General features: G+C 60.5%; 27 protein-coding genes. 8 read left to right on the top strand and 19 right to left on the bottom strand.

The features are described 5' to 3' along the window. Nucleotides 1-124: 124 nt before the first annotated feature. The 6 genes from G0Q01_RS18525 to G0Q01_RS27130 form a co-directional block, all read right to left on the bottom strand. Nucleotides 125-292, bottom strand: a complete 168-nt coding sequence (locus G0Q01_RS18525) for an AAA family ATPase (protein WP_092431101.1) — start codon at nt 290-292, stop codon at nt 125-127. A 30-nt stretch (nt 293-322) separates the two neighbouring features. Continuing rightward, a complete protein-coding gene (locus G0Q01_RS18520; RefSeq protein WP_164213724.1) occupies nt 323-1279 on the bottom strand; it encodes a mechanosensitive ion channel family protein in 957 nt (318 codons plus the stop codon). 369 nt (nt 1280-1648) lie between these two features. After that, the gene (gene rnk / locus G0Q01_RS18515; RefSeq protein ID WP_092431105.1) at nt 1649-2092 is read right to left on the bottom strand and encodes a nucleoside diphosphate kinase regulator; all 444 of its coding nucleotides are present in this window, start codon (nt 2090-2092) and stop codon (nt 1649-1651) included. Nucleotides 2093-2175: 83 nt separating this feature from the next. Beyond that, nucleotides 2176-2643, bottom strand: coding sequence for a hypothetical protein (locus G0Q01_RS18510; RefSeq protein WP_092431106.1), 468 nt, complete (start codon nt 2641-2643; stop codon nt 2176-2178). Nucleotides 2644-2936: 293 nt separating this feature from the next. Beyond that, nucleotides 2937-3152, bottom strand: a complete 216-nt coding sequence (locus tag G0Q01_RS18505) for a hypothetical protein (protein WP_092567466.1) — start codon at nt 3150-3152, stop codon at nt 2937-2939. Between the two features lie 98 nt (nt 3153-3250). Next, a complete protein-coding gene (locus G0Q01_RS27130) occupies nt 3251-3553 on the bottom strand; it encodes a DUF1127 domain-containing protein (RefSeq protein WP_143015458.1) in 303 nt (100 codons plus the stop codon). 632 nt (nt 3554-4185) lie between these two features. On the opposite strand from G0Q01_RS27130, the gene G0Q01_RS18495 reads away from it, so the two are divergent. Next, entirely contained in the window at nt 4186-4644 is a 459-nt protein-coding gene (locus G0Q01_RS18495) for a hypothetical protein (protein ID WP_143015459.1), read from the top strand. Nucleotides 4645-4735: 91 nt separating this feature from the next. Here the strand turns inward: G0Q01_RS18495 and G0Q01_RS18490 are convergent, their stop codons facing one another. Beyond that, nucleotides 4736-5152, bottom strand: coding sequence for an Rrf2 family transcriptional regulator (locus G0Q01_RS18490; RefSeq protein ID WP_164213723.1), 417 nt, complete (start codon nt 5150-5152; stop codon nt 4736-4738). A 125-nt stretch (nt 5153-5277) separates the two neighbouring features. Here G0Q01_RS18490 and G0Q01_RS18485 point away from each other — a divergent pair, with 125 nt between their 5' ends. From G0Q01_RS18485 to G0Q01_RS18475, 3 genes are all read left to right on the top strand, one after another. Further along, entirely contained in the window at nt 5278-5976 is a 699-nt protein-coding gene (locus tag G0Q01_RS18485) for a 5-formyltetrahydrofolate cyclo-ligase (RefSeq protein WP_164213722.1), read from the top strand. Between the two features lie 2 nt (nt 5977-5978). After that, the gene (locus tag G0Q01_RS18480) at nt 5979-6392 is read left to right on the top strand and encodes a PAS domain S-box protein (protein WP_092431111.1); all 414 of its coding nucleotides are present in this window, start codon (nt 5979-5981) and stop codon (nt 6390-6392) included. Between the two features lie 421 nt (nt 6393-6813). Further along, a complete protein-coding gene (locus tag G0Q01_RS18475) occupies nt 6814-7503 on the top strand; it encodes a pseudouridine synthase (protein WP_092431112.1) in 690 nt (229 codons plus the stop codon). 14 nt (nt 7504-7517) lie between these two features. Here the strand turns inward: G0Q01_RS18475 and gdhA are convergent, their stop codons facing one another. The 11 genes from gdhA to G0Q01_RS18420 all read right to left on the bottom strand — a co-directional run bounded on the left by gdhA (nt 7518) and on the right by G0Q01_RS18420 (nt 15791). After that, a complete protein-coding gene (gdhA, locus tag G0Q01_RS18470; protein ID WP_164213721.1) occupies nt 7518-8873 on the bottom strand; it encodes an NADP-specific glutamate dehydrogenase in 1356 nt (451 codons plus the stop codon). 303 nt (nt 8874-9176) lie between these two features. After that, a complete protein-coding gene (locus tag G0Q01_RS18465; RefSeq protein WP_164213720.1) occupies nt 9177-10058 on the bottom strand; it encodes a DUF2189 domain-containing protein in 882 nt (293 codons plus the stop codon). Continuing rightward, nucleotides 10052-10225 (bottom strand): hypothetical protein, encoded by a 174-nt coding sequence (locus G0Q01_RS18460; protein WP_159441485.1) that lies wholly within the window; start codon nt 10223-10225, stop codon nt 10052-10054. Before G0Q01_RS18460 ends, G0Q01_RS18465 begins: the two co-directional genes overlap by 7 nt. Then, nucleotides 10222-11100 carry a cytochrome-c oxidase, cbb3-type subunit III gene (ccoP, locus tag G0Q01_RS18455; RefSeq protein WP_092431119.1) on the bottom strand — a complete coding sequence of 293 codons (879 nt, stop codon included), beginning with the start codon at nt 11098-11100 and terminating at the stop codon, nt 10222-10224. Before ccoP ends, G0Q01_RS18460 begins: the two co-directional genes overlap by 4 nt. Beyond that, the gene (locus G0Q01_RS18450) at nt 11091-11261 is read right to left on the bottom strand and encodes a cbb3-type cytochrome c oxidase subunit 3 (RefSeq protein ID WP_076534663.1); all 171 of its coding nucleotides are present in this window, start codon (nt 11259-11261) and stop codon (nt 11091-11093) included. The genes ccoP and G0Q01_RS18450 overlap by 10 nt, the downstream gene beginning before the upstream one ends. 4 nt (nt 11262-11265) lie before the next feature. Beyond that, entirely contained in the window at nt 11266-12042 is a 777-nt protein-coding gene (gene ccoO / locus G0Q01_RS18445) for a cytochrome-c oxidase, cbb3-type subunit II (protein ID WP_092431121.1), read from the bottom strand. 4 nt (nt 12043-12046) lie between these two features. Next, on the bottom strand, nt 12047-13699 hold the full coding sequence (gene ccoN, locus G0Q01_RS18440; RefSeq protein WP_092431123.1) for a cytochrome-c oxidase, cbb3-type subunit I: 1653 nt from the start codon (nt 13697-13699) through the stop codon (nt 12047-12049). Continuing rightward, the gene (gene ccoS, locus G0Q01_RS18435) at nt 13696-13881 is read right to left on the bottom strand and encodes a cbb3-type cytochrome oxidase assembly protein CcoS (protein ID WP_092431124.1); all 186 of its coding nucleotides are present in this window, start codon (nt 13879-13881) and stop codon (nt 13696-13698) included. The genes ccoN and ccoS overlap by 4 nt, the downstream gene beginning before the upstream one ends. Further along, nucleotides 13878-14918, bottom strand: coding sequence for a nitronate monooxygenase family protein (locus G0Q01_RS18430; protein WP_092431126.1), 1041 nt, complete (start codon nt 14916-14918; stop codon nt 13878-13880). Before G0Q01_RS18430 ends, ccoS begins: the two co-directional genes overlap by 4 nt. Continuing rightward, a complete protein-coding gene (locus G0Q01_RS18425; RefSeq protein WP_164213719.1) occupies nt 14915-15292 on the bottom strand; it encodes a DUF488 domain-containing protein in 378 nt (125 codons plus the stop codon). Before G0Q01_RS18425 ends, G0Q01_RS18430 begins: the two co-directional genes overlap by 4 nt. Before the next feature lie 7 nt (nt 15293-15299). Continuing rightward, nucleotides 15300-15791: a group III truncated hemoglobin gene (locus G0Q01_RS18420; RefSeq protein WP_235940260.1), complete on the bottom strand. Its 492-nt coding sequence runs from the start codon at nt 15789-15791 to the stop codon at nt 15300-15302. Nucleotides 15792-15903: 112 nt separating this feature from the next. On the opposite strand from G0Q01_RS18420, the gene G0Q01_RS18415 reads away from it, so the two are divergent. After that, complete coding sequence (locus tag G0Q01_RS18415) at nt 15904-16182, top strand: DUF6522 family protein (protein ID WP_164213718.1); 279 nt, start codon at nt 15904-15906, stop codon at nt 16180-16182. Nucleotides 16183-16451: 269 nt separating this feature from the next. Here G0Q01_RS18415 and G0Q01_RS18410 read toward each other — a convergent pair whose 3' ends face one another. Continuing rightward, nucleotides 16452-17327 carry a LysR substrate-binding domain-containing protein gene (locus G0Q01_RS18410; protein ID WP_164213717.1) on the bottom strand — a complete coding sequence of 292 codons (876 nt, stop codon included), beginning with the start codon at nt 17325-17327 and terminating at the stop codon, nt 16452-16454. Nucleotides 17328-17476: 149 nt separating this feature from the next. Here G0Q01_RS18410 and G0Q01_RS18405 point away from each other — a divergent pair, with 149 nt between their 5' ends. From G0Q01_RS18405 to G0Q01_RS18395, 3 genes are all read left to right on the top strand, one after another. After that, nucleotides 17477-18637 carry an MFS transporter gene (locus tag G0Q01_RS18405; protein WP_235940257.1) on the top strand — a complete coding sequence of 387 codons (1161 nt, stop codon included), beginning with the start codon at nt 17477-17479 and terminating at the stop codon, nt 18635-18637. A 210-nt stretch (nt 18638-18847) separates the two neighbouring features. After that, nucleotides 18848-19066: a hypothetical protein gene (locus G0Q01_RS18400; protein WP_164213715.1), complete on the top strand. Its 219-nt coding sequence runs from the start codon at nt 18848-18850 to the stop codon at nt 19064-19066. A gap of 419 nt (nt 19067-19485) precedes the next feature. Then, nucleotides 19486-20517: an IS110 family transposase gene (locus tag G0Q01_RS18395; protein WP_164213714.1), complete on the top strand. Its 1032-nt coding sequence runs from the start codon at nt 19486-19488 to the stop codon at nt 20515-20517. Nucleotides 20518-20922: the final 405 nt, after the last annotated feature.

Below are 20922 nucleotides of genomic sequence, written 5' to 3'. Positions count from 1 at the left end.
GGCTACGCCCGGCTTCCGCTTCCCCCAAAATCACCACCTGCAATGTCGCGCTGTTTCACCAGCGGTGTCGCTGCACACCGGTCGCCATGTCGATGGCGTCCCTTGCGAAGGCTTCGAGATCGACCTAGGGAAGTACCACGCCTGCACCATTCAACTCACGCGACACGATCTTCCTGCCGGGCTCCTCGACAGTTTCGAAGCCTCTGGGCGCGAGTTCGGCCAGCAACGTCGACTTCCCGCCCCCCGAGCAGCTGGAAAGGACCACGTGCTGGCCGCCATGGCCGTTTCTCATCGGACTTCTCTCCAAGTTGTCAGCCGCTCCTCACGCCTCGATGCGCTCTGTCTTGGAAGGCGCTGCGAATATCCGTGCGACCTCCGTTTCATGATCGACGGGAAGCATAGCTTTCCCGTGAGGACGATTCAGCTCGATCTGCATTCGTGGGGTCGGGACTTTCGCTTGTCGCAGCGCGCGATCGATCAGAGACAGCAACTCGTCCCGGCAATCGACGTCTCGTTCGAAGCGCGACAGCCAGAACCGGACCGCATAGGAATTGCCGTCGCTGCCCAGTTCCTGGACGCGGACATCCGGTGCCGGTTCGATCTGAATCAGACACGCTTGGCCTACCGCCTTAAGGATCAATTCCTTGGCGGCGTCCACGGGAACCTCATGCGCAAGCTTCAGAGATAGCTGCGCGCGATACTGCGGTTTCGGGGCGGAGTAGTTGATGATGCGTCGGCGCGCGATCTGGCTGTTCGGCAGGATCATGTAGGTCGAGTCCAGCGTCAGGAGCCGTGTCGTGCGCCAGCCGATCTCGATGACCTTGCCTCGTGCGACCTGCTCGATATCGACCCAGTCCCCAATCCGGTAGGGTGCTTCAACGCCCAGTGCGATGCCAGACAGCGTGTCGGCCACGACGTTCCGGATCGCGAAACCCAACACCGCGAGTATCAAGCTCGATCCCGCAAGCGCGCCAAGGAGACCTTGTTCCAGCAAGAGCGCGGCAGAGGCCACGATGGCGGCGAAGAACAGCAGAACCGCCACGAGATCCCGAAACAGGCGCGGGTGTGGACGCTTGTCGCGTCTCTGGCGATCTGCGAACAGGCCGAAAAGCCGGCTACCGAGCCAGGCCGCAGCAAGACAACCGACAACCCCCCCAAGCAGGCGGAGAGACATTCCGACCCGCCGCTCAATATCCTGATCGTAGATTAGCAGGCCGGTGGCGACAAGAAGCAGGATAGAAGGCCAAATCAGTCGACGGAGATGTGAGAGAAGTCTCATGTCAGCAGCCCTGTTGCTGGTGCCGCGATGGTCGACGAGACCGGCACTGGAGGCAGGTCACCGCGGCGCCGGCATGTCGCTCGACGGCAGAGCCACAACCGCGACAGGAAATTCGGATGATGGGGGTAGCGCCCCCGAAATTGTGCCGACAGTTGGGGCAACGATGAGCGGCTGCGCGGGGAAGCGATGCCTTGCAGGACGGGCAGGCATGCGGACGGTGACGATGCATGAGATCCTCTTTCAACGGGAAAAAAGGCGCCGAAGCGGCGATTGCCGATATCCCGGAAGGAGCATCGTGGCTTCGTCAGCGCATCGAGCGGCTCCTTCCGGGCAGAGCATGGGCTTCGGCAGGGCTCCGGGAATGTGGGCTCATTGTGCCTCCAGGCCTTCAGGGACATCCTGGCATGCGACGTTGAGCACGGTCAGAACCCGCCGTTCTCCGTCCCTAGTGTCCCAGTGGATTGATGCGCCCTCTGCCAGTCCTATCAGGGCAACCCCGATCGGTGTCAGGATCGAGATCCGCCCGCGCGCAATGTCGGCGTCTTCCGGAAAGACTGGCGTTACCGTCTTTTCCTGGCCGGTCGTTTCGTCGCGATAGGTGACCGCGCGCCCGATAGCCACAACGTTCTGCGGGAGCTTCGCCGCCGGAACGATACGGGCCCGACCGATTTCCCCGAGCAGTCGGTCAGCAAGGTCCGGATTGCGCTGGATCGCGCCCTCGGCAAGTGCCTCGAACCTACCCAGGCAGTCAGCGCTTATGACGACCTTGGGCCGCCGACCGATGCCGGGAGAGGTGGAGCGTTGTTTGTTCATCGTAGTTTCCTTTCAATCTACTTGTCGTGTGAGTGAATTATGGGTGCCCATAGTCCCCGACCCGCGAGGGACGGATCAAAGCATCAGGCTGCGGCGTGGTCCGGCGACGGACGCACATCCAGTACGACGACGACTTCGATCTGACCGTCGTCCCGCAGGAGCGGAACCTTCTGCAGCTTTCGCATTCCGATCAGGGTGGCTCCAAGCAATGAAGCAACGAGGATATGTCCCGGGACCGGCGCGGGGTTCATGGAAAGCACGCCGCTGCGAGCGCCCTCACCGCTGATCATGTAGGTGACATGGGATCCGGCCACGACGAGATCAGGCGAAGCCGGCTCGAGAGTTCCGCGCGAGATTCGCAGCTTGTGGCGCAGCAGCCCATTCAGAAGAGGGGGGTTTGGCGAATTCCTCGTTCTGCGATGGCGGAGCAGGCGCTCGATACCGAGCCGGTCGTCGACAGTGAGGAGAAAGCCTGTCTCGACAGCGGAGCGTTCAAAGAGTGATCGAAAGGCACTGCCGGCAGGCAGGCGGGTGATCCTGGTATTGGTCATGATGTGTCTCCCGGAGCGGTGAAGCCCGCGTTCTCAGATGCAAGGATGCGAGAAAGCCCCGGGTGGTCGCAGACGCGTTTATGCGCAGACCGCCCGGGGACCCGGGCGGTTCAGAAGCAGAAACCGGAAAAGGTTTTCGTCCGTGACCATGAGGAGACCTTAGTCTTTGGGAGCACCCTGTCAATCCTCGAGACCGGGCCGGTTCCGGAATTGACTAGGATGCACAAAGCCCGAGAAAGTGAAGAAGGCGAATTGATTACGAGATCCACAAGGCGGACTTCGATGACAGGGGGTCACCGACGGCGCGCCTCGAAGTTTGAGTTACGTCGAACTTCCTGGATCGGCCTGCGGTGTGGCAGCGGGATGATGTTTGCCGATGTCGTGCGACCACCATCGTCTTCCCAACGCGCCAGGCATTTGGCGCTCGGCTCAGCGACCGAACTCACCATGATCCCTGGCCGGAAAAGTTCCGGAAACAGCTCTTCGAAATCTGCCTTGCAAATCATCATTTTGTCACTCCTTTCCATTGCTCCATAGGGAGCCACTACACGGCGAAGGCTGCGCACCACTGCAGTCCAGTGGTGCGCATTCTCGAGACTAGGGCCGGCTATGCGGTTCGGCCGCCGCGCCACCGCGGATCGACCTGCACATCCGAAGAAACTGGACGCATGCTCAGTTCGCGATCCGTCAGACCATCGACGACGCGTGGGATTTCGCTGCGATCAATCCCGATATCGCGCAGCAGGCGATCATCCATGCCTCGAAGAGTTTCGATCATTTTCCGGCGTTGCCAGTGGTGGAATGCGGTCCGGAACCAACGTCGAAACGCTCCGGGCTTTCGGTTGCGCTGAGCGACCGTTCGAGCGGGAGGGAAGTGAGGGGTATTGGATTTAAAAACGTGGGGGTACATGTCATGCTCCATGACGAAGAAACTGAACCGAGACGCACGCACCACGTCCTCTGGGCGACCCCGCACAGGCGTGGTCTTCCGGCCATGTTGGCGCGTTTGTCACTTCGATCGATCTGTTAAGAGATCGAGAAGACCCCGAGGCGCGGACCGGCAAGCGGCCTGATCCCGCCCGGGGCTACCGGCGGTTCAGTGTGTTTCCTGCGTTGAGCAGGAACCTCCTATGAAGTCTGAACACGATCATGATTGAGATATCGGCAATCCGCGTCAGTTTATCAAGAGGAAGGCGTCGTCTGCGACTTTCTGGCGCTGACGTCAGCAGAGGCGGACGAGGCTCATGGATGACGCCCCGCCAAAGGAGATCGCTGACCACGGCCTCATTGTCGCGCAGCAGTGAGGACCAAATCCTATAGTTTTGTCACTTCGCCGCACCACGCCCGTGACGGTTGACAGAATCCATTTGTTGCATAGCTTACATGCATGGTTACGAACGAAAGCTTCTTCCGGTTTCTGCTACTGAACCGCCTCCCTGCCCGGGCGGCGAGCGCGTAACCGCGTTCACGGCCACCCGGGGTTTTCTCGAACATTCTGATAGAGACAACGGGTCTGCTGAGATCAGCCCCTGGGAGATAACCATGACCAACGCACAACATGTGCGGGTGCCAAATAGCTTTGCTTACGACACCACGCCAGAAAAGCACGTCAACGACGCCGAGTTTTTCCTTCGGCCTTCTGACCGCGCCGACATCGAGTGGCTACTTTCCCGAGATGACCCCGCGGCACAGAAAATGCCGCGTCTTGTAGAAGGGATTCTGCGCTACAAGATGCGAAAGGCCGGGAAAGCGGTTGGCAAAGGCATCGACCAAATCGCATTGCCTATGAAACGCATTACATATGCTGAAAGTACTGGTTCAGTACAAAGAGGCATTTTGACCATGAGCATAATAGAACGGCCGGGCCGTATTCCGGTGGGATCTCTGCTCGGCGCAACTCTCTTAGGTATGTCAAGACACCAAAAAGAGCCCCTAAAGAAAGAAGACGGCAGTACTGTCATTGTCCACGTTATGAAGGTCGAAACCGTGGAACCGATCTGACGCGTCGAGTAGCGGACCGATCTGCGGTAAGGAAGCGCGTGTAACGCGCCGTCTCAGTTAACGTGCGCCAACATGGCGTCATGGTGCCGCGTCAGACGGGTTCCGGTGCGGGGAGGGCAACATCGGCAAGGGTCGAACGGTTGAGGTTCTCGATAAAGGCCATCTCGGCCACCCGAAGCCGGGTCTTTAGGCGACAGCATCCGTCGATCGTGCAATCCCCGCTGTTCGGTTGAAAGCACTCGACAAGGGCTTGGCCCTCTTCCAACACTCGCACCACGTCCCCCAACCGGATTTCCTCGGGGGCGTGGGCCAGGGTTGCACCGCCACCGCCTCCACGGCGTGTCTGCACCAGTCCGGCCCGGCCGAGTCTCTGCATGATCTTGATGAGATGGTTACGGGAAAGCTGAAATTCCTCGGCGAGATCAGCCGTGGAAAAAGCCCGGTCCGGCGCGCTGGCGAGGCGCATCAGCATGCGGAGTCCGTAGTCGGTGCAGGAGGTAAGGCGCATCTGCCATCCATGAAGTGGTATTTACAGTGCCTATTATGGCGCTTATCCAGAGAAGTGAATAGTCCCGGCGCGGAGAGACGGCTCCTGCCGCGAAAAAGACTACACCTGAAGTTTGGAGTTCGGACATGGGCAATGAGTCCAACAGCTTCAAGAGTGAGGGAAACTTTGCCTCTCCGCCCTGCATGGCGGCAGAGGTCGATCCTGGGTATTTCGACCCCTTGGCCGTAGATCCCGAACAAGCGCGCGACGTGGCCCGGTGGCGCACGGCTGAACGCAAGCGGCTTCGCGAGGCGCGTCGGACGCTTTCCTCGTCCCAGAGGACAATAGCAAGTGCAGCGCTGATGACAGGCCTGGAGAGATTGTTTGAGGAGCACCCTGCCGGGCCGAGCGACGTAGTCGTCGCATTCTATTGGCCGATCAAGGATGAGCCGGACCTGCGACCTTTGATGGTCGAGATGCAGGCGTCTGGCCGCAGCATCGCTCTGCCTCTGGTGGAGACGCGGGCGGCGCCCTTGGTGTTCCGCCTGTGGACTCCGGAGACCCGGATGGAGCGCGGACACTGGAACATTCCCGTGCCGCCACGGGACGCTCCGGAGGTGATGCCGGACGTCGTTCTCGCACCTCTCATGGGATGGGACAGCGAAGGCTATCGCCTTGGCTATGGTGGAGGGTATTTCGATCGAACCCTGGCGGCGCTGTCGCCGCGACCCTTCAGCATCGGCGTGGGTCTCGCCGCGGCGAAGCTACCCACAATCTATCCGCAACCCCACGATATCCCGATGGATGTCATACTCACCGAGCGTGGGTCCGCAGTCGGAGGCTAACGATGGACAGGGAGCAGATTGCGCGAAAGTTGTTCGAGGGAATACCCGATGCGTTGGTGGTCGCGGACCGTAAAGGCATCATCCGCGTCTGGAACGGGGGCGCGGAGCGAATATTCGGCTTTTCAGAGGGTGAGGCGCTTGGTCAGTCATTGGACATCATCACGCCGGAGCGACTGCGTGAGCGACACTGGAACGGCTACGAGGCCACCATGCGGACCGGCCAAACCAAGTATGGCGCAGGCGATCTGCTATCTGTTCCAGCAGTCCGGAAGGACGGAGCGCAAATCTCGATCCAGTTCTCCATCGTCCCGTTGCGCGGCGAGGACGGTGACTTGCAGGCGGTCGCGGCGATCATGCGCGACGTCACCGAGGACTTCGAAGAGCGCAAAAGGTTGCGGCGCGCGCTTCGTGGTTGAGGGAATCGTCTAAGCTGTCAGGCACTGGATTCGGCCTGCGTGGCCGAGCCAGCCTACACCGAAACGGGTTTACCTCGGGAGAACGGATGCTGCGAGAACTTCAATGCCCGGTCCGGGGAAAAGTGTTCAGCTGAGGAATCTTCTGTAGCCCCAGCCAAGCGCTGGCTCCGATCGAGTGAAGAAGGAAACACCACAACACCAAGCGATCCTATGGCGCTCTGGGCTATCACCCTCCGACTCCCAAAACTATCGTTCCGATGGAGCGAAAGCCGGTCATTCTCCAGCATACAAACTGGACTTTCCGGATGGGACCGATCATGGCGATAGAGCCGCAAGAACCCGTCGTGGTGCATTTCGCTTACGAGGATCACCGGATTTGTCCAGCAGTTCATTCACACGTGTAGACAAGCTCTTGTCCTCGATGGGATATGGTGCCCGCAAAGACATCGCGCGGCTGGCGCGGGCTGGTGGCATTGTCTTCGATCAGGCTGAGATTCTGGACGCCTCCGTTCGAATCCCTGTCAGCGCGGACCTGCCCCGCCGCATGACGGTCGCGGGCAAGCCGCTTGATCCGCCTGCCGGCCTGGTCGTCATGATGAACAAACCCCTGGGCGTGACCTGCTCGCACAAGGAGGCAGGCGAACTTGTCTATGACAGGCTGCCTGCTCGCTGGCGACGCCGCAAGCCCGCCATTTCAACCATTGGGCGTTTGGACAAACAGACCACCGGCCTTTTGCTTCTGACCGACGACGGTGACCTTCTGCATCGTATCAGCAGCCCCAGAAGCCGGCTCAGCAAAACCTACCGCGCCACGCTTGCCCGTCCACTCGATGGCACGGAAACCGCACTGTTTGCGTCTGGCAGACTCACGCTCAGAGGCGATGACAAACCTCTGGAACCGGCGGTGTTGGAGATCATCTCGGAAACCGAAGCCCTGATCACCGTGACGGAAGGCCGATACCACCAAGTTCGCCGCATGTTCGCCGCCACCGGCAACTTCGTCGAAGCTCTGCGACGTGAACACCTGGGCGATCTTTGCCTGCTCGACACCCTGGCTCCCGGTCGATGGAAGCTGCTGAGCAAGGAAGAGATCGCCCTCGTCTTTCGATGACCGAGGGGATTGTCTCAGATCACGCCTAGCATCCGCATGGCTTTCGCAACCCGCACGAAACCGGCGATGTTCGCGCCCAGGACATAGTCTCCGGGCGCACCATATTCATCGGCAGTTTCGGCGCATCTGTCGTGGATGCTTTTCATGATCTGTGCCAACCGTTGTTCGGTCTGCTCAAAGCTCCAGCGATCACGGCTGGCGTTCTGCTGCATTTCCAGTGCCGACGTTGCAACGCCCCCAGCGTTCGCAGCCTTGCCGGGCCCGAACAGAATGCCGGCCTCGCGCAGGATGCGGATCGCCTCGGGGGTGCAGGGCATGTTCGCGCCTTCGCCGACAGCCAGAACGCCGTTCTTGACCAGTGATTTTGCGTCCTTGCCCGTCAGTTCATTCTGGGTGGCCGAGGGCATTGCCACGTCACAGGGTAGATCCCAGACAGAGCCTTTCCCGACAGGCACAAAATGAACCCCGTCCCCACGCAACCGGGCATACTCCGAAATTCGCTCGCGGCGTACGGACTTGACCTCCTGAAGCAGGGCAAGGTCTATCCCCGCTTGATCTATGATGTAGCCGCTTGAATCCGAACAGGCGATGACCCTGCCACCAAAGGATTGCACCTTTTCGATGGTATGGATGGCGACATTGCCAGCGCCCGACACCACTACGCGCTTGCCATCGAAGTCGGTCTTGCGCGTTTCAAGCATCGCCTTGGTAAAATATGTGTTGCCGAAGCCAGTAGCCTCTGTCCTGGCTCGGGATCCACCGTAGGCGATGTCCTTGCCGGTAAACACGCCGGATTCATAACGGTTTGTCAGCCGCTTGTATTGCCCGAACATGTATCCGATTTCACGTCCTCCAACGCCGATATCGCCGGCCGGCACATCCGTCTGCTCGCCCAGATGGCGGTGCAGTTCGGTCATGAGAGATTGGCAGAAGCGCATGATCTCGCCATCGGATTTGTTCTTGGGGTCGAAATCCGTTCCGCCTTTTCCGCCACCGATCGGCAGGCCGGTCAGGGCATTCTTGAAGGTCTGCTCGAAGCCGAGAAACTTGATGATCCCCAGATTGACGGATGGGTGGAAGCGCATCCCTCCCTTGTAGGGGCCGAGGGACGAGTTGAACTGGACGCGAAATCCTCGATTGATCTGGACATTCCCTTGGTCATCAACCCAAGGGATGCGAAAGATAATCTGGCGCTCGGGTTCGCAGATCCGCTCTATGAGCGCTTGTTCGAGATAATCAGGGTGCTTTGCCACGACGCGCCCGAGGCTTTCCATCACCTCCTGCACAGCTTGGTGAAATTCCGGCTCGCCGGCATTGCGCCTCGCCACTTCGGCAAGGATCGGTTGTAGCTTTTCGTCGATATTCTTCATGTGTCTCGTCGCATTAAGGGGAGTGCTGGCTGGGTGCATAAAGTGTGTGCATCAGCATCAGAAGCGCCCATTTGCTCATCAGCTATTTGATCCTCGACCGGCGTGCAAACCGTTGTCCCGCAGGATCGAGTCGAAGGGGATGCTGTGCGGCTGTGGGCGCGGTGAGTGTTAGCTGCGCTGCGTTTGTTCCAAGGCCGACGACAATCGGTTTCGGGTGCAGCACTGGCGATGTCCCAGACATTTGCCTTGCCGCGACCGGTCTCGCATCAGGTCGCAGGCTTCAGCAGCTTAGCCGATGGAGTATCAGGCCGGACGAATGAACATGCGATCATCCTCATGCGCGGCGGCATCGTCGGAGCGGATGGCTCGGTAACAATGCCACGTCGCATGTCCCAGCAATGGAAACACAAGGATCAGCCCCAGCCCGGCCGTGAGCAGGCACAGGACGAACAGCGCCACCACGATGGCGCCCCATGCGATCATGACCCCAAGGTTATTCCAGACCATCGCCATGCTGATCCCGAGCGCAGAGAGCGCGTCGGTCCGTTCCGTGAGCAACATCGGAAAGGCGAAGACGCTGATGGCGAAGGAGAAGGCGGCAAAGAGCGCGCCGACGGCAGACCCGGCGAGCAGCAGGGCCCAGCCAGTCGGAGTCAGGAGAAGCATTGGAACGATCTCCTCGGTGCCGGGAAAGGCCACCATGCCGAAGAAGAGCGCATAGATCAGGACCGCCGCGCGCATCCACAGCAGGAAGAGCCCCAGCAGCATGACCCCCATGAAGACACCGGCACCGCCGGACCGAAGCCGGACGAACAGCATTGGCCCGAAGCCGACCGGCTCGCCTGCCTCCAGTCGCCGGCTCTTCTCGTAGAGCCCGCCGGCGATCAGCGGCCCGACCACCATGAAACCTGCGAGTGCCGGGAACAGCGCATAGTCAAAATCCAAGTGGAACAGAAACCAGACCACGGCGACCGAGACGAGGAAAACGCCGAGGCCGTAGATCAGGCTTGGAAGCGGATGGGTCCAGAGATCGCGCCACCCGGCCCGCAGCCATGTGAAGGCGGTGCGCCACGGGAGATCGCGGGCGTGCGGGCTCGGGCGCGCAAGGGGCGGGACCACCTTCGGAATGACGCCCCCGGCGTGCGGATTATCGGGCGGCGGCGGGACGTTGTTCTGGCTCAGCATGACGGTTTCGCCGGGCGGTAGGTGCCGGCGCCTTCCTTGGCGGTTTCAACGCAGCTCGGTTGCGACGACAGCGAGACCGAGACGAGATGGATGTTGGCGCCCACGAAGATGGCCACGACCAGAAACGCGGCGGAGATCGCCAGAACTCGGGGCCGCTCAATGGTCATTCCGGGCCTCCATCGGCCAGCGAGGTGATGTAAATGGCAAGCATCTTGCGCTGCGCCTCTGTCAGGCGGTTTTCCCATGCGGGCATCCAGCCCTGTCGGCCGCCATAGATGGTCTCGAACAGCGCCTGATCTGTGCCGCCGTAGATCCAGTGGCTGTCCGTGAGGTTCGGGGCCCCGAGGTCGTACATGCCCGCCCCATCCTCGCCATGGCAGCTGGAGCAATTGTCGGCGAAAAGCATGGCGCCTTCTTCCAGCCGCTCGGGCGAGGCACCGCTGTCGAGACCCGCCAGCGACTGCACGTAGTCCGCCACGACGCGGATCTGATCCCGGTCGAGCATGCCATCTCGGCCAAAGGCGAGCATCTCGGCATAGCGCGTGTCGGGATGCGGGGCATTGATGCCGACACGCAGGGTTTCGAGGATCGTCTCGTCGTCGCCGCCCCAGAGCCACGCGTCATCGACCAGAGAGGGATAACCGGGGCCGCCTTCGGCGCGGCTTCCGTGGCAGGCTGCGCAATTGTCACCGAAGAGTGCGGGTGCGGTCTGGTCGATGTGGGTCATCAGCAGGGTGTCGTCACGGATTCTGTCCAGCGGAAGCGCGGCGATCCGGTCCGCCCAGACGCCACGGGCGGCATCCGCGGCAGCCACGCGCTCTTCCACCTGTTCCTGCTGATCAATGCCCAGCAGCCCGCGGGTATAGGTATTCACCAGAGGCCAGGCCGGCATGAGCACCCAGTAGACCAGCGCCCAAATATGCGTGACGATGATGAAGAACCACACCGCCCGCGGCACGCGTGTGTTCAGCTCGGTGATGCCGTTCCATTCGTGGCCCGTCGTCTGGTGGCCGGTCAGTGGGTCGCGTTCCTTTACCGACATGGTCCGTCCTCGTCATCCAGAATACTGTTCGCGGCCTTGTCGAAGCGTTTGCCCAGCGACGGCCAATAGGCGTAGATGGTGATCCCCACCGACAGGGCTATGAGGTAGAACAGCCCGAAGGACTTGGCGATCACCGAGGTCAGATCATGGGTAAGGTCCATCAATTCAGTCCTCCCCGAGTGGCTGATTTGCGAAGGCGGCATCCGTGAGCCCGCCGAGGATCTGGAGGTAGGCCACCAGAGCATCCATCTCCGTGACGCGGTCCCGCTGCCCGTCGAAGTGGCGGACGCTGGTCGCGTCTCCGTATCGCTCGCTTACCCCGTCGGCTGCGTCGGTGTCGGGCCGGGCCTGTCCGCGCGCGTCGGCATCGGCATTGGCGATCTGTTCGTCGCTGTAGGGCACGCCCACAGCCCGCAGCGCCGCGAGGCGGTCCGGCAGGCTCTCTGTCTCGAGCGTGGTATCCAGCAGGAAGGCGTATTGCGGCATCACCGATTCCGGCACCACGGCGCGCGGATCGACCAGGTGGCGCACATGCCAGTCGTCGGAATACTTGTTGCCCAGCCGCGCGAGGTCCGGACCCGTTCGCTTGGAGCCCCAGAGCATCGGGTGATCATACTGCGATTCCACCGCTAGCGAGTAGGGCCCGTAGCGGTCCACCTCGTCCTGAAGCGTGCGGATCATCTGGCTGTGACAGGCATAGCAGCCCTCGCGGATGTAGATGTCGCGCCCGGCCTGTTCGAGCGGAGTGTAGAGCCGCATGTCGGGCGCGGCCTCGACCGTTTCGTCGATGGTGAAGAGCGGCGCGATCTCGACGAACCCACCCACCCCGGCGGCGACGATGATCCCGAGGGTCAGGGCCATCGAGTGCCGCTCGGTGCGGTAGTGGGTCCGGGCGTGGAACTCGAACAGTCGGGCGAAGGGGGAGAGGATCTTGCGCAACATCAGGTCACTCCGCTGCCGGAACGGCAGGCTCGGCCGCTTCGGACGAGGTGGGGTAGTCGCGTTCCGGGTGTTTTTCAGGGGCGTGCCGGATCGTCATGTAGACGTTGTAGGCCGCCAGGATCGCGCCGGTCAGGAACAGGGCACCACCGCAGGCCCGCGCGACGTAATAGGGATGCATCGCGACCAGCGTGTCGGTGAAGGAATAGGCCAGCGTGCCGCTCTCGGTGTAGGTGCGCCACATTAGCCCTTGGATGATGCCGCTGTTCCACATCGCGAAGACGTAGATCACCGTGCCCGACAGCGCGAGCCAGAAGTGCCACTCCACCAGCTTCCAGGAATACATTGTCTCGCGCTTCCACAGCAGTGGGACAACGGAGTAGATCGAGCCGAAGGTGATCAGTGCCACCCAGCCCATCGCGCCGGCATGGACGTGGCCCACGGTCCAGTCGGTGTAATGCGACAGCGAATTGACCGCGCGCACCGCCATGAACGAGCCCTCGAAGGTGGACAGCCCGTAGAACACCGCCGCCACCATCATGAAGCGCAGCGTGGCATCGTCGCGCACCTTGTGCCAAGCACCGTTCAGCGTCATCAGCGCGTTGCCCGCACTGGCCCAGGAGGGTACCAGCAGCATGACCGAAAAGGTCATGCCCAGCGTCTGCACCCATTGCGGCAGGGCAGTGTAGTGCAGGTGATGCGAGCCGGCCCAGATGTAAAAGAACACGATGCCCCAGAACGACAGGATCGACAGGCGGTAGGAGTAAATCGGCCGCTCCGCCCGCTTGGGCAGGAAGTAGTAGAGCATACCGAGGAAGCCTGCGGTCAGGAAAAAGGCGACCGCGTTGTGGCCATACCACCATTGCGTCATCGCGTCCTGGACGCCCGCGAAGGCCGAGTAGCTCTTTGCTCCTGTTAGACTGGCGGGCACGGCGAGGTTGTTGACGATGTGCAGGATGGCCACGACCAGGATGAAGGCGAGGTAATACCAGTTGGCGACGTAGATATGCGGCTCGTTGCGGCGCGCAAGTGTGCGGATGTAGAGCACAAAGTAGACCACCCAGACGATCACTAGCCATATGTCGGCATACCATTCCGGTTCGGCGTATTCCTTGGACTGGGTAACGCCTATCAGGTAGCCTGAGGCGGCGATAATACAGAAGAGGTTGAAGCCCAGTAGCACGAACCACGGTGAGACATGTCCGGCGAGACGGGCCCGGCTGGTGCGTTGCATGACGTGATAGGAGGTGGCGATGAGAGCATTGCCACCGAATCCGAATATCACCCCGGATGTGTGAACGGGGCGGATGCGGCCGAAACTCGACCACGCCGCGTCGAAGCGCAGATCGGGCCAGGCAAGTTGCGCCGCGACCCAGACCCCCATGCCCATACCGACGACGGCCCAGAACAGAGCGATCACCAGCCCGGCCTTGGTCGGATCGTCGTAGTAGCTGTTCGTGCGGTCCTCGGCCGGTTCGGGCTCGCCAATCGCACGCAGGACGAAGCAGGTCATGATAGCGGCTGCAACCAGTACAATCGCGCCGTGGATCCCCAACGGATCGCTGTGACCCGCTGCGGCCATCACCAGCCCGACAATCGCCATGACGACACAAATCATCAATGCGATCTGGCGTTCGGCACCTGTCAACCGCTCCATCATCTGGCAACCTCCCGGTCGGTTCTATGTCTTGGCGGCAACGGACGGTCCTCCGTCTGAAGGATCCGGCGGGCATCGCCTTCCGGATCGTCAAATTGGTCGTGTCTCATCGTCCAGAAGAACGCGCCGAGTCCGACAGCGCCCATCGCCAGCGTCACGGGGATGAGAAGCAGTAGGATGGTCATGCTGCGCCCCCGCCCGGGGCCTGCGCCCGTCCGGCGATGCCGCGAAGCGCCGCCGCCTCGGTACAAAGGTCGAGCAGCCGGCGCGCGGCTGGCACGATCTCGACGATTTCCCCCAAACCGGTACCGGCGTAATGCGGCATCTGCTCCAGCGCGCCCGTCGTCGTGCGCAGCGGTGAATCCGTACTCTGGCGTAGGCGTGGAATGTCGTCGTCATGGGCGATGACCTCGCGGGGGATCGCGTCGGGATCGTGGCCCATCAGATCCGTGCCGAAGCCGTCGGTAACGCTGTTGCGCAGGACGCGCACGGCCGACCCCTTGGGCCAGTTCAACACGAAACCATCGGTCAAGACCGTGTCCTGCGGCCCTGCATCGATGATGCGCCGCTTGTGACAGTCATGGGCGAAGGATTCCTGCGTGGCGAGGAAGGCAGTGCCGCATTGCACGCCCTGCGCCCCCATCGCCAACGCCTCGGCCAGCGCCAGCCCGGTGCAGATGCCGCCCGAGGCAACAACCGGCAGGGCCGTGGTTTCCAGCACGGCCGGGAGCAGGTCGAATGTCGGGGTGCGCCCGTGCACGTGACCTCCCGCATCCTGCCCTTGTGCGATCAACACATCCGCACCGGCGGCTTCGGCCTCCCTTGCCGCGCGCAGCGTGCCCACTTGGTGCAGCAGAAGACCGCCTGCGGTCTTCACCCGGGAAACAGCCTCGGGCACGACGTCCCAAAAGAACGAAAAGACCGCCACCTCCATCGCAAGGCAAGTTTCGATCTGCTGATGCAGCAAGTCGGGCTCCGTGGCTGCCGGGATGAGGTTGACCGCGAAGGGGCGGTCTGACAGCCGGCGGTAGGCCTCGATTTCCGAAATGATGAGCGATGGCGCCTCGCGCACCATCCCCAGCGTCGGGAAGCCGCCCGCATTGGCGACCGCAGCGGCCAGTTCGGCGCGCGCGACACCTCCCATCCCGGCCAGGATAAGAGGATACTCACATCCCAGCAGATCGCACAGGGGGGTGCGAAGGGACCCCAGATCGGCATTCATGTGGTATCCCCCGTGAGACGCTGTTTCAGAAAATCCCGCAGCACCACCGCCTGGTTGTGTTCCCGGTCCTTCGCAGCAAAGAGAAGGGTGACGGGGCCAGCTCGGCACCATGCGAGGCAGCGGTCAACGGCGTCCGTGTTGCCAGCCAGTTCGTGCAGGTAACGGTTACGGAATTCGCCCCATTTGTCCGGGTCGTGGTTGAACCATTTCCTGAGCTCGGTGGTCGGCGCGATGTCCTTGAGCCAGTCATCGAGTCCGAGATCTGCCTTCGATATTCCTCGCGGCCAGATCCGATCCACCAGCAGCCTCGCGCGGTCCGTGCCGAACGTCTCGTCGTGAACGCGCGCGATGTCGATGTCGGAATGCTTCGCCATGCCGGCCTCAAACCAGTTTCGGGATGCCGGTGCCTTTGGCATCCTCGACCGCGAAGTTGAGCGACCGGGCGATGCGTTCGGCCCGCTCGATGACATGGGCGGCGCCAGCGGGTGTGCAGATCTCCGTTGCGGTCTCACGAAAGAGTGTGAGCCACCGCTCGAAATGGCTCCAGTCAATCGGCAAACCGACGTGCTTGGGCACCGGGGCGCCATGATAGCGGCCTGTCATCAGGGCAACGGAGGACCAGAAGGATGTCATCCGATCCAGATGCGGCGGCCAGTCATCGATGCGCGCCGCGAAGATAGGGCCGAGAACCGAGTCGTTGCGGATCTTGCCATAGAAGGCATGAACCAACTCGCGCAGCACTTCGTCATCGAGCCCGGTCCGTGCCTCGAGAGCGGCTGTGATCGCCGGTCGCGCGGAGAGGCTGCGCGATGAGGAAGTCTGGATAGATGACATCGGTGGGGCACCTTGTTCACAGTTGTATTGACGGGGCATGCCCTGCAAGTGGTATTATAGATACCTATTGAAGTCGAGCGCAATCGGGCGAAGCCGCGCAAAGCCAGACTGGCGGCGATCGGTGCGGGATCAGGAGACGGGAGATGGTGCGATGAGCGAAGTATCCAAAACCGACAGTGGGTTCGTTGTGGAGGCAGCCACCATCGCGCGAGCTTTCAAGATCACGGAAGAGCAGGTCCGGGAGGAGATGCGGAACGGTCTCATCAGCAGCCGCTCCGAGAGCGGGGCGGGCGAAGACGAAGGACGTTGGCGTATGACCTTCTATCGCGCCGACCGCGCGTTCCGCCTGGTTGTCGACGAAGAGGGAGAGGTGCTGTCGCGGGGAAGCTTTCCTGTCACGCCGCGAGCGCGGTCAGTGCGCCGGGATTGACACCCGTCGGGCGGCAAGCAACGATCAATCTATGGTCAGGTATCAGATCAAGTTTCGGTTTCTTCTGCTTCCCGCCCTTAGCTCCGGGCGGTTCGTGGGGGCTATATGCACAGCGATCTCCCAGGGACATCTCGAGAAGAGTTCTGAGATTGCCGGAGGTAACTCCAGGAGGAAACATGGTTATACCTGACATTACGGTGTCCGCCGTCAGATTTTTTGGGCCAGTTGGGCGCCCAATTGCTGCAAGGAGGGTCTACCCGACCCATACTTCAACGCCGTGAAAAGGTATCAAGGCACCAACACCAAACCGCGTCGATAGTGCGCGAGGGCTGCCGTTTTTTCTTCCTCACTAAATAGTATCCGGTATCAGTTTCATATCCGGCTTGTCCGGCCTCAATGAGGCGGCCGGCAAGGAGATCGCTGCGCACAAACGACCGACTCGCGATTGCTAACCCTTGACCCGCCAATGCTGCGTCAAGCGCTAAAGATATCTGGTTGAAACGTGGTCCCGGCAATCTGGCTTCTGTATTGAGGTACGCATTCCAGTGTTGATATGAGTCGTGAAGCAGAGGCAATTTCTGAATGATTTCAGGTTTCAAAGGACGCGGTAACCCGTTTAGCAAATGTGGATTGCCGACGAGAATCCAGTCCTGATTGAAGAGCAGCTTGGCTTCTTGGTTTGCGGGAAACGGGGGACTTGTTTCCCTTACGGCAATGTCAACTTGATCCCGGTCAAAATCTGTAATCGAGACTGTCGCAATAGTCCGGATTTCTATACCGGGCAGTGCTGCGTTGAGAGATGGTAAGTTTGGGATCAAAAGTTTCGTTGCAAAGGTCGGCGTCACGCTGATGGTCAGCGACTTGCCGCTTTCTAGTAGCTGATCAGTCGCTTCACGCATGATACCAAAAGCGCGCTGTATTTCCTTGTGATAGGTAGCCCCATCGAGGGTGAGGGCCACGCCTCGCGGTAAACGTGTGAAGAGTGGCATGCCCATATGTCCCTCCAGAATTTTTATCTGCTGAGCAACTGCGCCTTGGGAGACTCCAAGCTCCTCGGCAGTCTCCCGGAAGTTCAGGAGCCGGCCCGCAACCGAAAACGTGCGCAAAGCATTCAAGGGAGGTAGGTGTCGCAGTTTTTTTTGCATTCTCAGAGTTTAGCTTTTCTAAAGCCTCCTGTCATCCGATCTAGCGCGAAGTCTCGCCTGTAGCATGTAAACTGATCCCAGTTTGCATTCATCGGTTCTATCCGATCTTCTGTCTTGTCGAGGCTTCTATGATAGCGCAGCGCCCTGCCATGATCTCAACTTCTTATGCGGTTATCCTCGCAGTGAGCGGTACGCATTTGATCAATGATCTGATCCAGTTCCTCCTGCCCGCATTGTACCCGGTGCTGAAGGGAGAATACGCGCTGAGCTACTTCCAACTTGGGCTCCTGACGCTTGCTCAGCAGATCACCGCCTGCATCTTGCAGCCCATTCTGGGACTTTACGGAGATTTGCGTCCGCGTCCTTATTCTCTTGCGGTGTCCATGGCCGCGGTCGCGCTCGGCGTGGTGTTGCTCGCGACGGCCGGGTCGTTTGCAGGGCTATTGCTGGCTTCTGCCACTCTTGGTTTCGGGTCGGCACTGTTTCATCCCGAAGCTTCGCGAGTTTGCCGAATGGCGTCCGGAGGACGCTTTGGATTCGCCCAGTCCAGCTTTCAGGTCGGAGGAAATGCGGGGACTGCTTTAGGGCCGCTCGCTGCTGCTCTCATTGTGTTGCCGTTCGGACAGGCCACGACTGCTTGGTTTGGGCTCCTTGCTGTTGTAGCGGTCATGATACTGCTGTGGATCGCACGTTGGTTTACGAACCACCAGCGCATGACGCAAAGCTCGGGGGTGCGGCCAACAATCGGGCCCCGCCTCTCCCGCGCAAGGCTTCTGGTTGCCTTCGCAGTTCTTAGTGCGCTGCTACTTAGCAAGTTCGTCTATATTGAGACCTTCAAGAGCTACTATGCGTTTTTCCTGATCGAAAAATACGGAATGGAAGTTGCCCATGCACAAGGGCTTCTGTTCGTCTTCCTCGCTGCGGTTGCGCTCGGCACGTTTTTCGGTGGTCCCGTTGGAGACCGTATCGGGCGCAAGAAAGTTATCTGGGGGTCGATTGTGGGGGCGCTACCGTTCGCTGTGGTTCTCCCGCATACATCGCTATGGGCTGCGATCGGCCTCAGTATCGTAGTTGGGCTCGTTTTGTCTTCTGCCTTCTCGGCGATCGTGGTTTTTGCGCAGGAGCTTTTGCCACAAAAGGTCGGCATGGTGTCAGGTTTCGTGTTCGGCTTTGCCTTCGGCGTCGGGGCACTAGGTGCAGCGGGGCTTGGAGCTCTAGCCGACCAACTCGGAATGGAGCAGGTCTTTGGGTATTTCTCCCTAATACTGTGCCTTGGCTTTCTGACGGCCTTGTTGCCGAATCTTGACTGATTGCCGGCCAGTGGACTAATTTTGCACCGCCGTTCTCACGATGCGCTTGCAGTGATGCCGGCGCCATCACGGCAGCCCAAAAGCCGACCACTTCTGGCGCGCCTTGCCTACCGGCCCAAGCAACTCATTCCCGGACCGGCGTGAGGAGGCGCGCTGCTTGCCGCGAGCCTTCTGGCTCTGGCCATCCTGCCAAGCATTGATCCCGCGCACATGATCACCACCCTCGCCAGCGCCAATGCAGAGCAACCTTCTGTCGTCGAAGTCGCCTGGGACGAGGATGTCGAGTTTTCCCTGTGGCTCCTGGGCTGGGATGAAGAGGCATTCATCCGCGAGGAAGACAGTGTCAGTGAAGTGCCTTTTTTGCGGATTCGGTCGCGATGCCCCGCAAGCCTGATTATGCAGTATTGGGAATATGTCTTGCAGGCTTGACCCGTCAAGGTAGAGCATGCACATTTCGCACATTCTTTGAGCGAATTTGAGTCGCGCATTTTAGGGAGGTGTGAGGTGGTCCCCATTTTCCGGACAGTTTTGCGGCGCTGCTAAGCTTGCCTGGTGATCATGCTGCCGCCTTGAGGCCGGGGTGAACCGCCCCGGGTTTGCCGGAGGCTGATTGTCGTTAGTTACGCGGCCTTGTCTTCAGTTTCCAGAGCTGCGTAGAAGTTGGCTTCTGCCTCGGCTGGCGGGATGTTTCCGATGGGCTCGAGAAGTCGGCGGTTGTTGAACATGGGGTAATCGCGGTGCGACTCGCCCCCGCCATCCTGCTTCGATTGCGAGGTGGTTGCTCCCCGATAAGATGGAAAACGGGCTCACGATCAGCACCGGGCCCAAGCATCAGATGGAGAGCAGCCATGGAGCAGTTTATCGGTTTGGACGTTTCTCTGAAAGATACTGCGATCTCGATCCGGCAGGACGGCTCGCGAGTTTGGCGAGGCAAGTGCCCGTCAGATCCCAAAGTTCTTGCAGATATTATCCGCAAGCAGGCGCCACAGGTAAAGCGCGTTATTTTCGAGACTGGTCCGCTTTCGACATGGTTTTACCATGCGCTGACGGACGAGGGGCTGCCAGCGATCTGCATCGAAGCGCGGCATGCCCAGAAGATATTGAATGAGACCTTGAACAAGACTGACGCCAATGACGCTGACGGCTTGGCCCAATTGGCTGAGGCAGGCTTTTTTAAGGCCGTTCGTGTCAAGAGCTTCGACGCCATGTTGACGCGCACTTTGATCGGCGTCCGCAAGCAGGTTTGCGGCATGTCGATCCAGCTCAGCAACCAGATCCGTGGGGTCATGAAGACATTTGGTCTTATCGTGCCCAGGAGCAAAGGACGGGTGTTTGAGGGGCACGTCCGGGAACTTTTTGGCGGAAATGACAGTCTGGCAAAGATCGTACTGCCGCTGCTCGATGCGTGGCGGGACATTCGCAGGCACATCGACAATCTTGACCGCCAGTTGCTGGCAGCAGCGCGGAATAACAAGGCGTCGCAACTCTTGATGACCATTCCTGGCATCGGCGCCATCACATCGCTGTCGTTCTCGGCGGCGATTGAGGACCCGGGCCACTTCAAACGTTCACGTTCCGTCGGTGCCTGGCTCGGGTTGACTACACGGCGCTATCAGTCCGGAGAAATAGACTACGATGGGCATATCTCGCGACGGGGAGACAGTCACCTGCGCAGCCTTCTTTACGAGGCAGCGGTGGTGATGCTTACGCGGACCAAGTCCCAGCATGATAGCAGTCTCAAGGATTGGGGCCTCAGGCTTCGAGAGCGACTTGGTATCAAGCGCGCGGCGGTCGCGGTGGCGCGCAAGTTGGCCGTGATCATGCACAGCATGCTGAAGACGGGAGAGCCTTTCAACAAGCTGGCCGGCGCTCCCGAATAGATCAGACCTGGCGCGCCGACCACTCAAGCGCGTTGACGATCGACACGCGGGACATCCCTGCCGCGGACGTGGATCTGGCCATTCCGTTTAGACTGGATGCAGTTCTTCGGATGCTGCGTGTTGAACATAGGAAGGCCATTCCCGCGAAGACCATCATGCGGCGGCTTTTGCCGACCGCGGAAACAACCCCGCTCCCGGCAGACGATCTTCCCCTCGTGCGAAATCCAATGGCTACGAAAATCCTTCGACGTCTGCCAAGGCGATACACGGTGCGGCTGGTCCTTCAGCCTGCCTAAGAACAGGCTTGACGCCGGACATGCGATTAAACAACCAGTCCACCCATTCCAGCGTGGCATATTCGACGGCCTCGAAGCTACGCCAGGGGCCGCGGCGGTGGATGACTTC

It is taken from the genome of Salipiger sp. PrR007 (assembly GCF_010499845.1).
Classification (GTDB): domain Bacteria; phylum Pseudomonadota; class Alphaproteobacteria; order Rhodobacterales; family Rhodobacteraceae; genus Salipiger; species Salipiger pacificus_A.
Note: the sequence above shows the minus strand (reverse complement) of the source record. Positions and strands in the feature narration are given on the sequence as shown.

Coding starts and splice junctions, on each gene's coding strand:
- G0Q01_RS18525 (WP_092431101.1), bottom strand. CDS start 292: ATGAGAAACGGCCATGGCGGCCAGCACGTGGTCCTTTCCAGCTGCTCG.
- G0Q01_RS18520 (WP_164213724.1), bottom strand. CDS start 1,279: ATGAGACTTCTCTCACATCTCCGTCGACTGATTTGGCCTTCTATCCTG.
- rnk (WP_092431105.1), bottom strand. CDS start 2,092: ATGAACAAACAACGCTCCACCTCTCCCGGCATCGGTCGGCGGCCCAAG.
- G0Q01_RS18510 (WP_092431106.1), bottom strand. CDS start 2,643: ATGACCAATACCAGGATCACCCGCCTGCCTGCCGGCAGTGCCTTTCGA.
- G0Q01_RS18505 (WP_092567466.1), bottom strand. CDS start 3,152: ATGATGATTTGCAAGGCAGATTTCGAAGAGCTGTTTCCGGAACTTTTC.
- G0Q01_RS27130 (WP_143015458.1), bottom strand. CDS start 3,553: ATGTACCCCCACGTTTTTAAATCCAATACCCCTCACTTCCCTCCCGCT.
- G0Q01_RS18495 (WP_143015459.1), top strand. CDS start 4,186: ATGACCAACGCACAACATGTGCGGGTGCCAAATAGCTTTGCTTACGAC.
- G0Q01_RS18490 (WP_164213723.1), bottom strand. CDS start 5,152: ATGCGCCTTACCTCCTGCACCGACTACGGACTCCGCATGCTGATGCGC.
- G0Q01_RS18485 (WP_164213722.1), top strand. CDS start 5,278: ATGGGCAATGAGTCCAACAGCTTCAAGAGTGAGGGAAACTTTGCCTCT.
- G0Q01_RS18480 (WP_092431111.1), top strand. CDS start 5,979: ATGGACAGGGAGCAGATTGCGCGAAAGTTGTTCGAGGGAATACCCGAT.
- G0Q01_RS18475 (WP_092431112.1), top strand. CDS start 6,814: ATGGGATATGGTGCCCGCAAAGACATCGCGCGGCTGGCGCGGGCTGGT.
- gdhA (WP_164213721.1), bottom strand. CDS start 8,873: ATGAAGAATATCGACGAAAAGCTACAACCGATCCTTGCCGAAGTGGCG.
- G0Q01_RS18465 (WP_164213720.1), bottom strand. CDS start 10,058: ATGCTGAGCCAGAACAACGTCCCGCCGCCGCCCGATAATCCGCACGCC.
- G0Q01_RS18460 (WP_159441485.1), bottom strand. CDS start 10,225: ATGACCATTGAGCGGCCCCGAGTTCTGGCGATCTCCGCCGCGTTTCTG.
- ccoP (WP_092431119.1), bottom strand. CDS start 11,100: ATGTCGGTAAAGGAACGCGACCCACTGACCGGCCACCAGACGACGGGC.
- G0Q01_RS18450 (WP_076534663.1), bottom strand. CDS start 11,261: ATGGACCTTACCCATGATCTGACCTCGGTGATCGCCAAGTCCTTCGGG.
- ccoO (WP_092431121.1), bottom strand. CDS start 12,042: ATGTTGCGCAAGATCCTCTCCCCCTTCGCCCGACTGTTCGAGTTCCAC.
- ccoN (WP_092431123.1), bottom strand. CDS start 13,699: ATGATGGAGCGGTTGACAGGTGCCGAACGCCAGATCGCATTGATGATT.
- ccoS (WP_092431124.1), bottom strand. CDS start 13,881: ATGACCATCCTACTGCTTCTCATCCCCGTGACGCTGGCGATGGGCGCT.
- G0Q01_RS18430 (WP_092431126.1), bottom strand. CDS start 14,918: ATGAATGCCGATCTGGGGTCCCTTCGCACCCCCCTGTGCGATCTGCTG.
- G0Q01_RS18425 (WP_164213719.1), bottom strand. CDS start 15,292: ATGGCGAAGCATTCCGACATCGACATCGCGCGCGTTCACGACGAGACG.
- G0Q01_RS18420 (WP_235940260.1), bottom strand. CDS start 15,791: ATGCCCCGTCAATACAACTGTGAACAAGGTGCCCCACCGATGTCATCT.
- G0Q01_RS18415 (WP_164213718.1), top strand. CDS start 15,904: ATGAGCGAAGTATCCAAAACCGACAGTGGGTTCGTTGTGGAGGCAGCC.
- G0Q01_RS18410 (WP_164213717.1), bottom strand. CDS start 17,327: ATGCAAAAAAAACTGCGACACCTACCTCCCTTGAATGCTTTGCGCACG.
- G0Q01_RS18405 (WP_235940257.1), top strand. CDS start 17,477: ATGATCTCAACTTCTTATGCGGTTATCCTCGCAGTGAGCGGTACGCAT.
- G0Q01_RS18400 (WP_164213715.1), top strand. CDS start 18,848: ATGATCACCACCCTCGCCAGCGCCAATGCAGAGCAACCTTCTGTCGTC.
- G0Q01_RS18395 (WP_164213714.1), top strand. CDS start 19,486: ATGGAGCAGTTTATCGGTTTGGACGTTTCTCTGAAAGATACTGCGATC.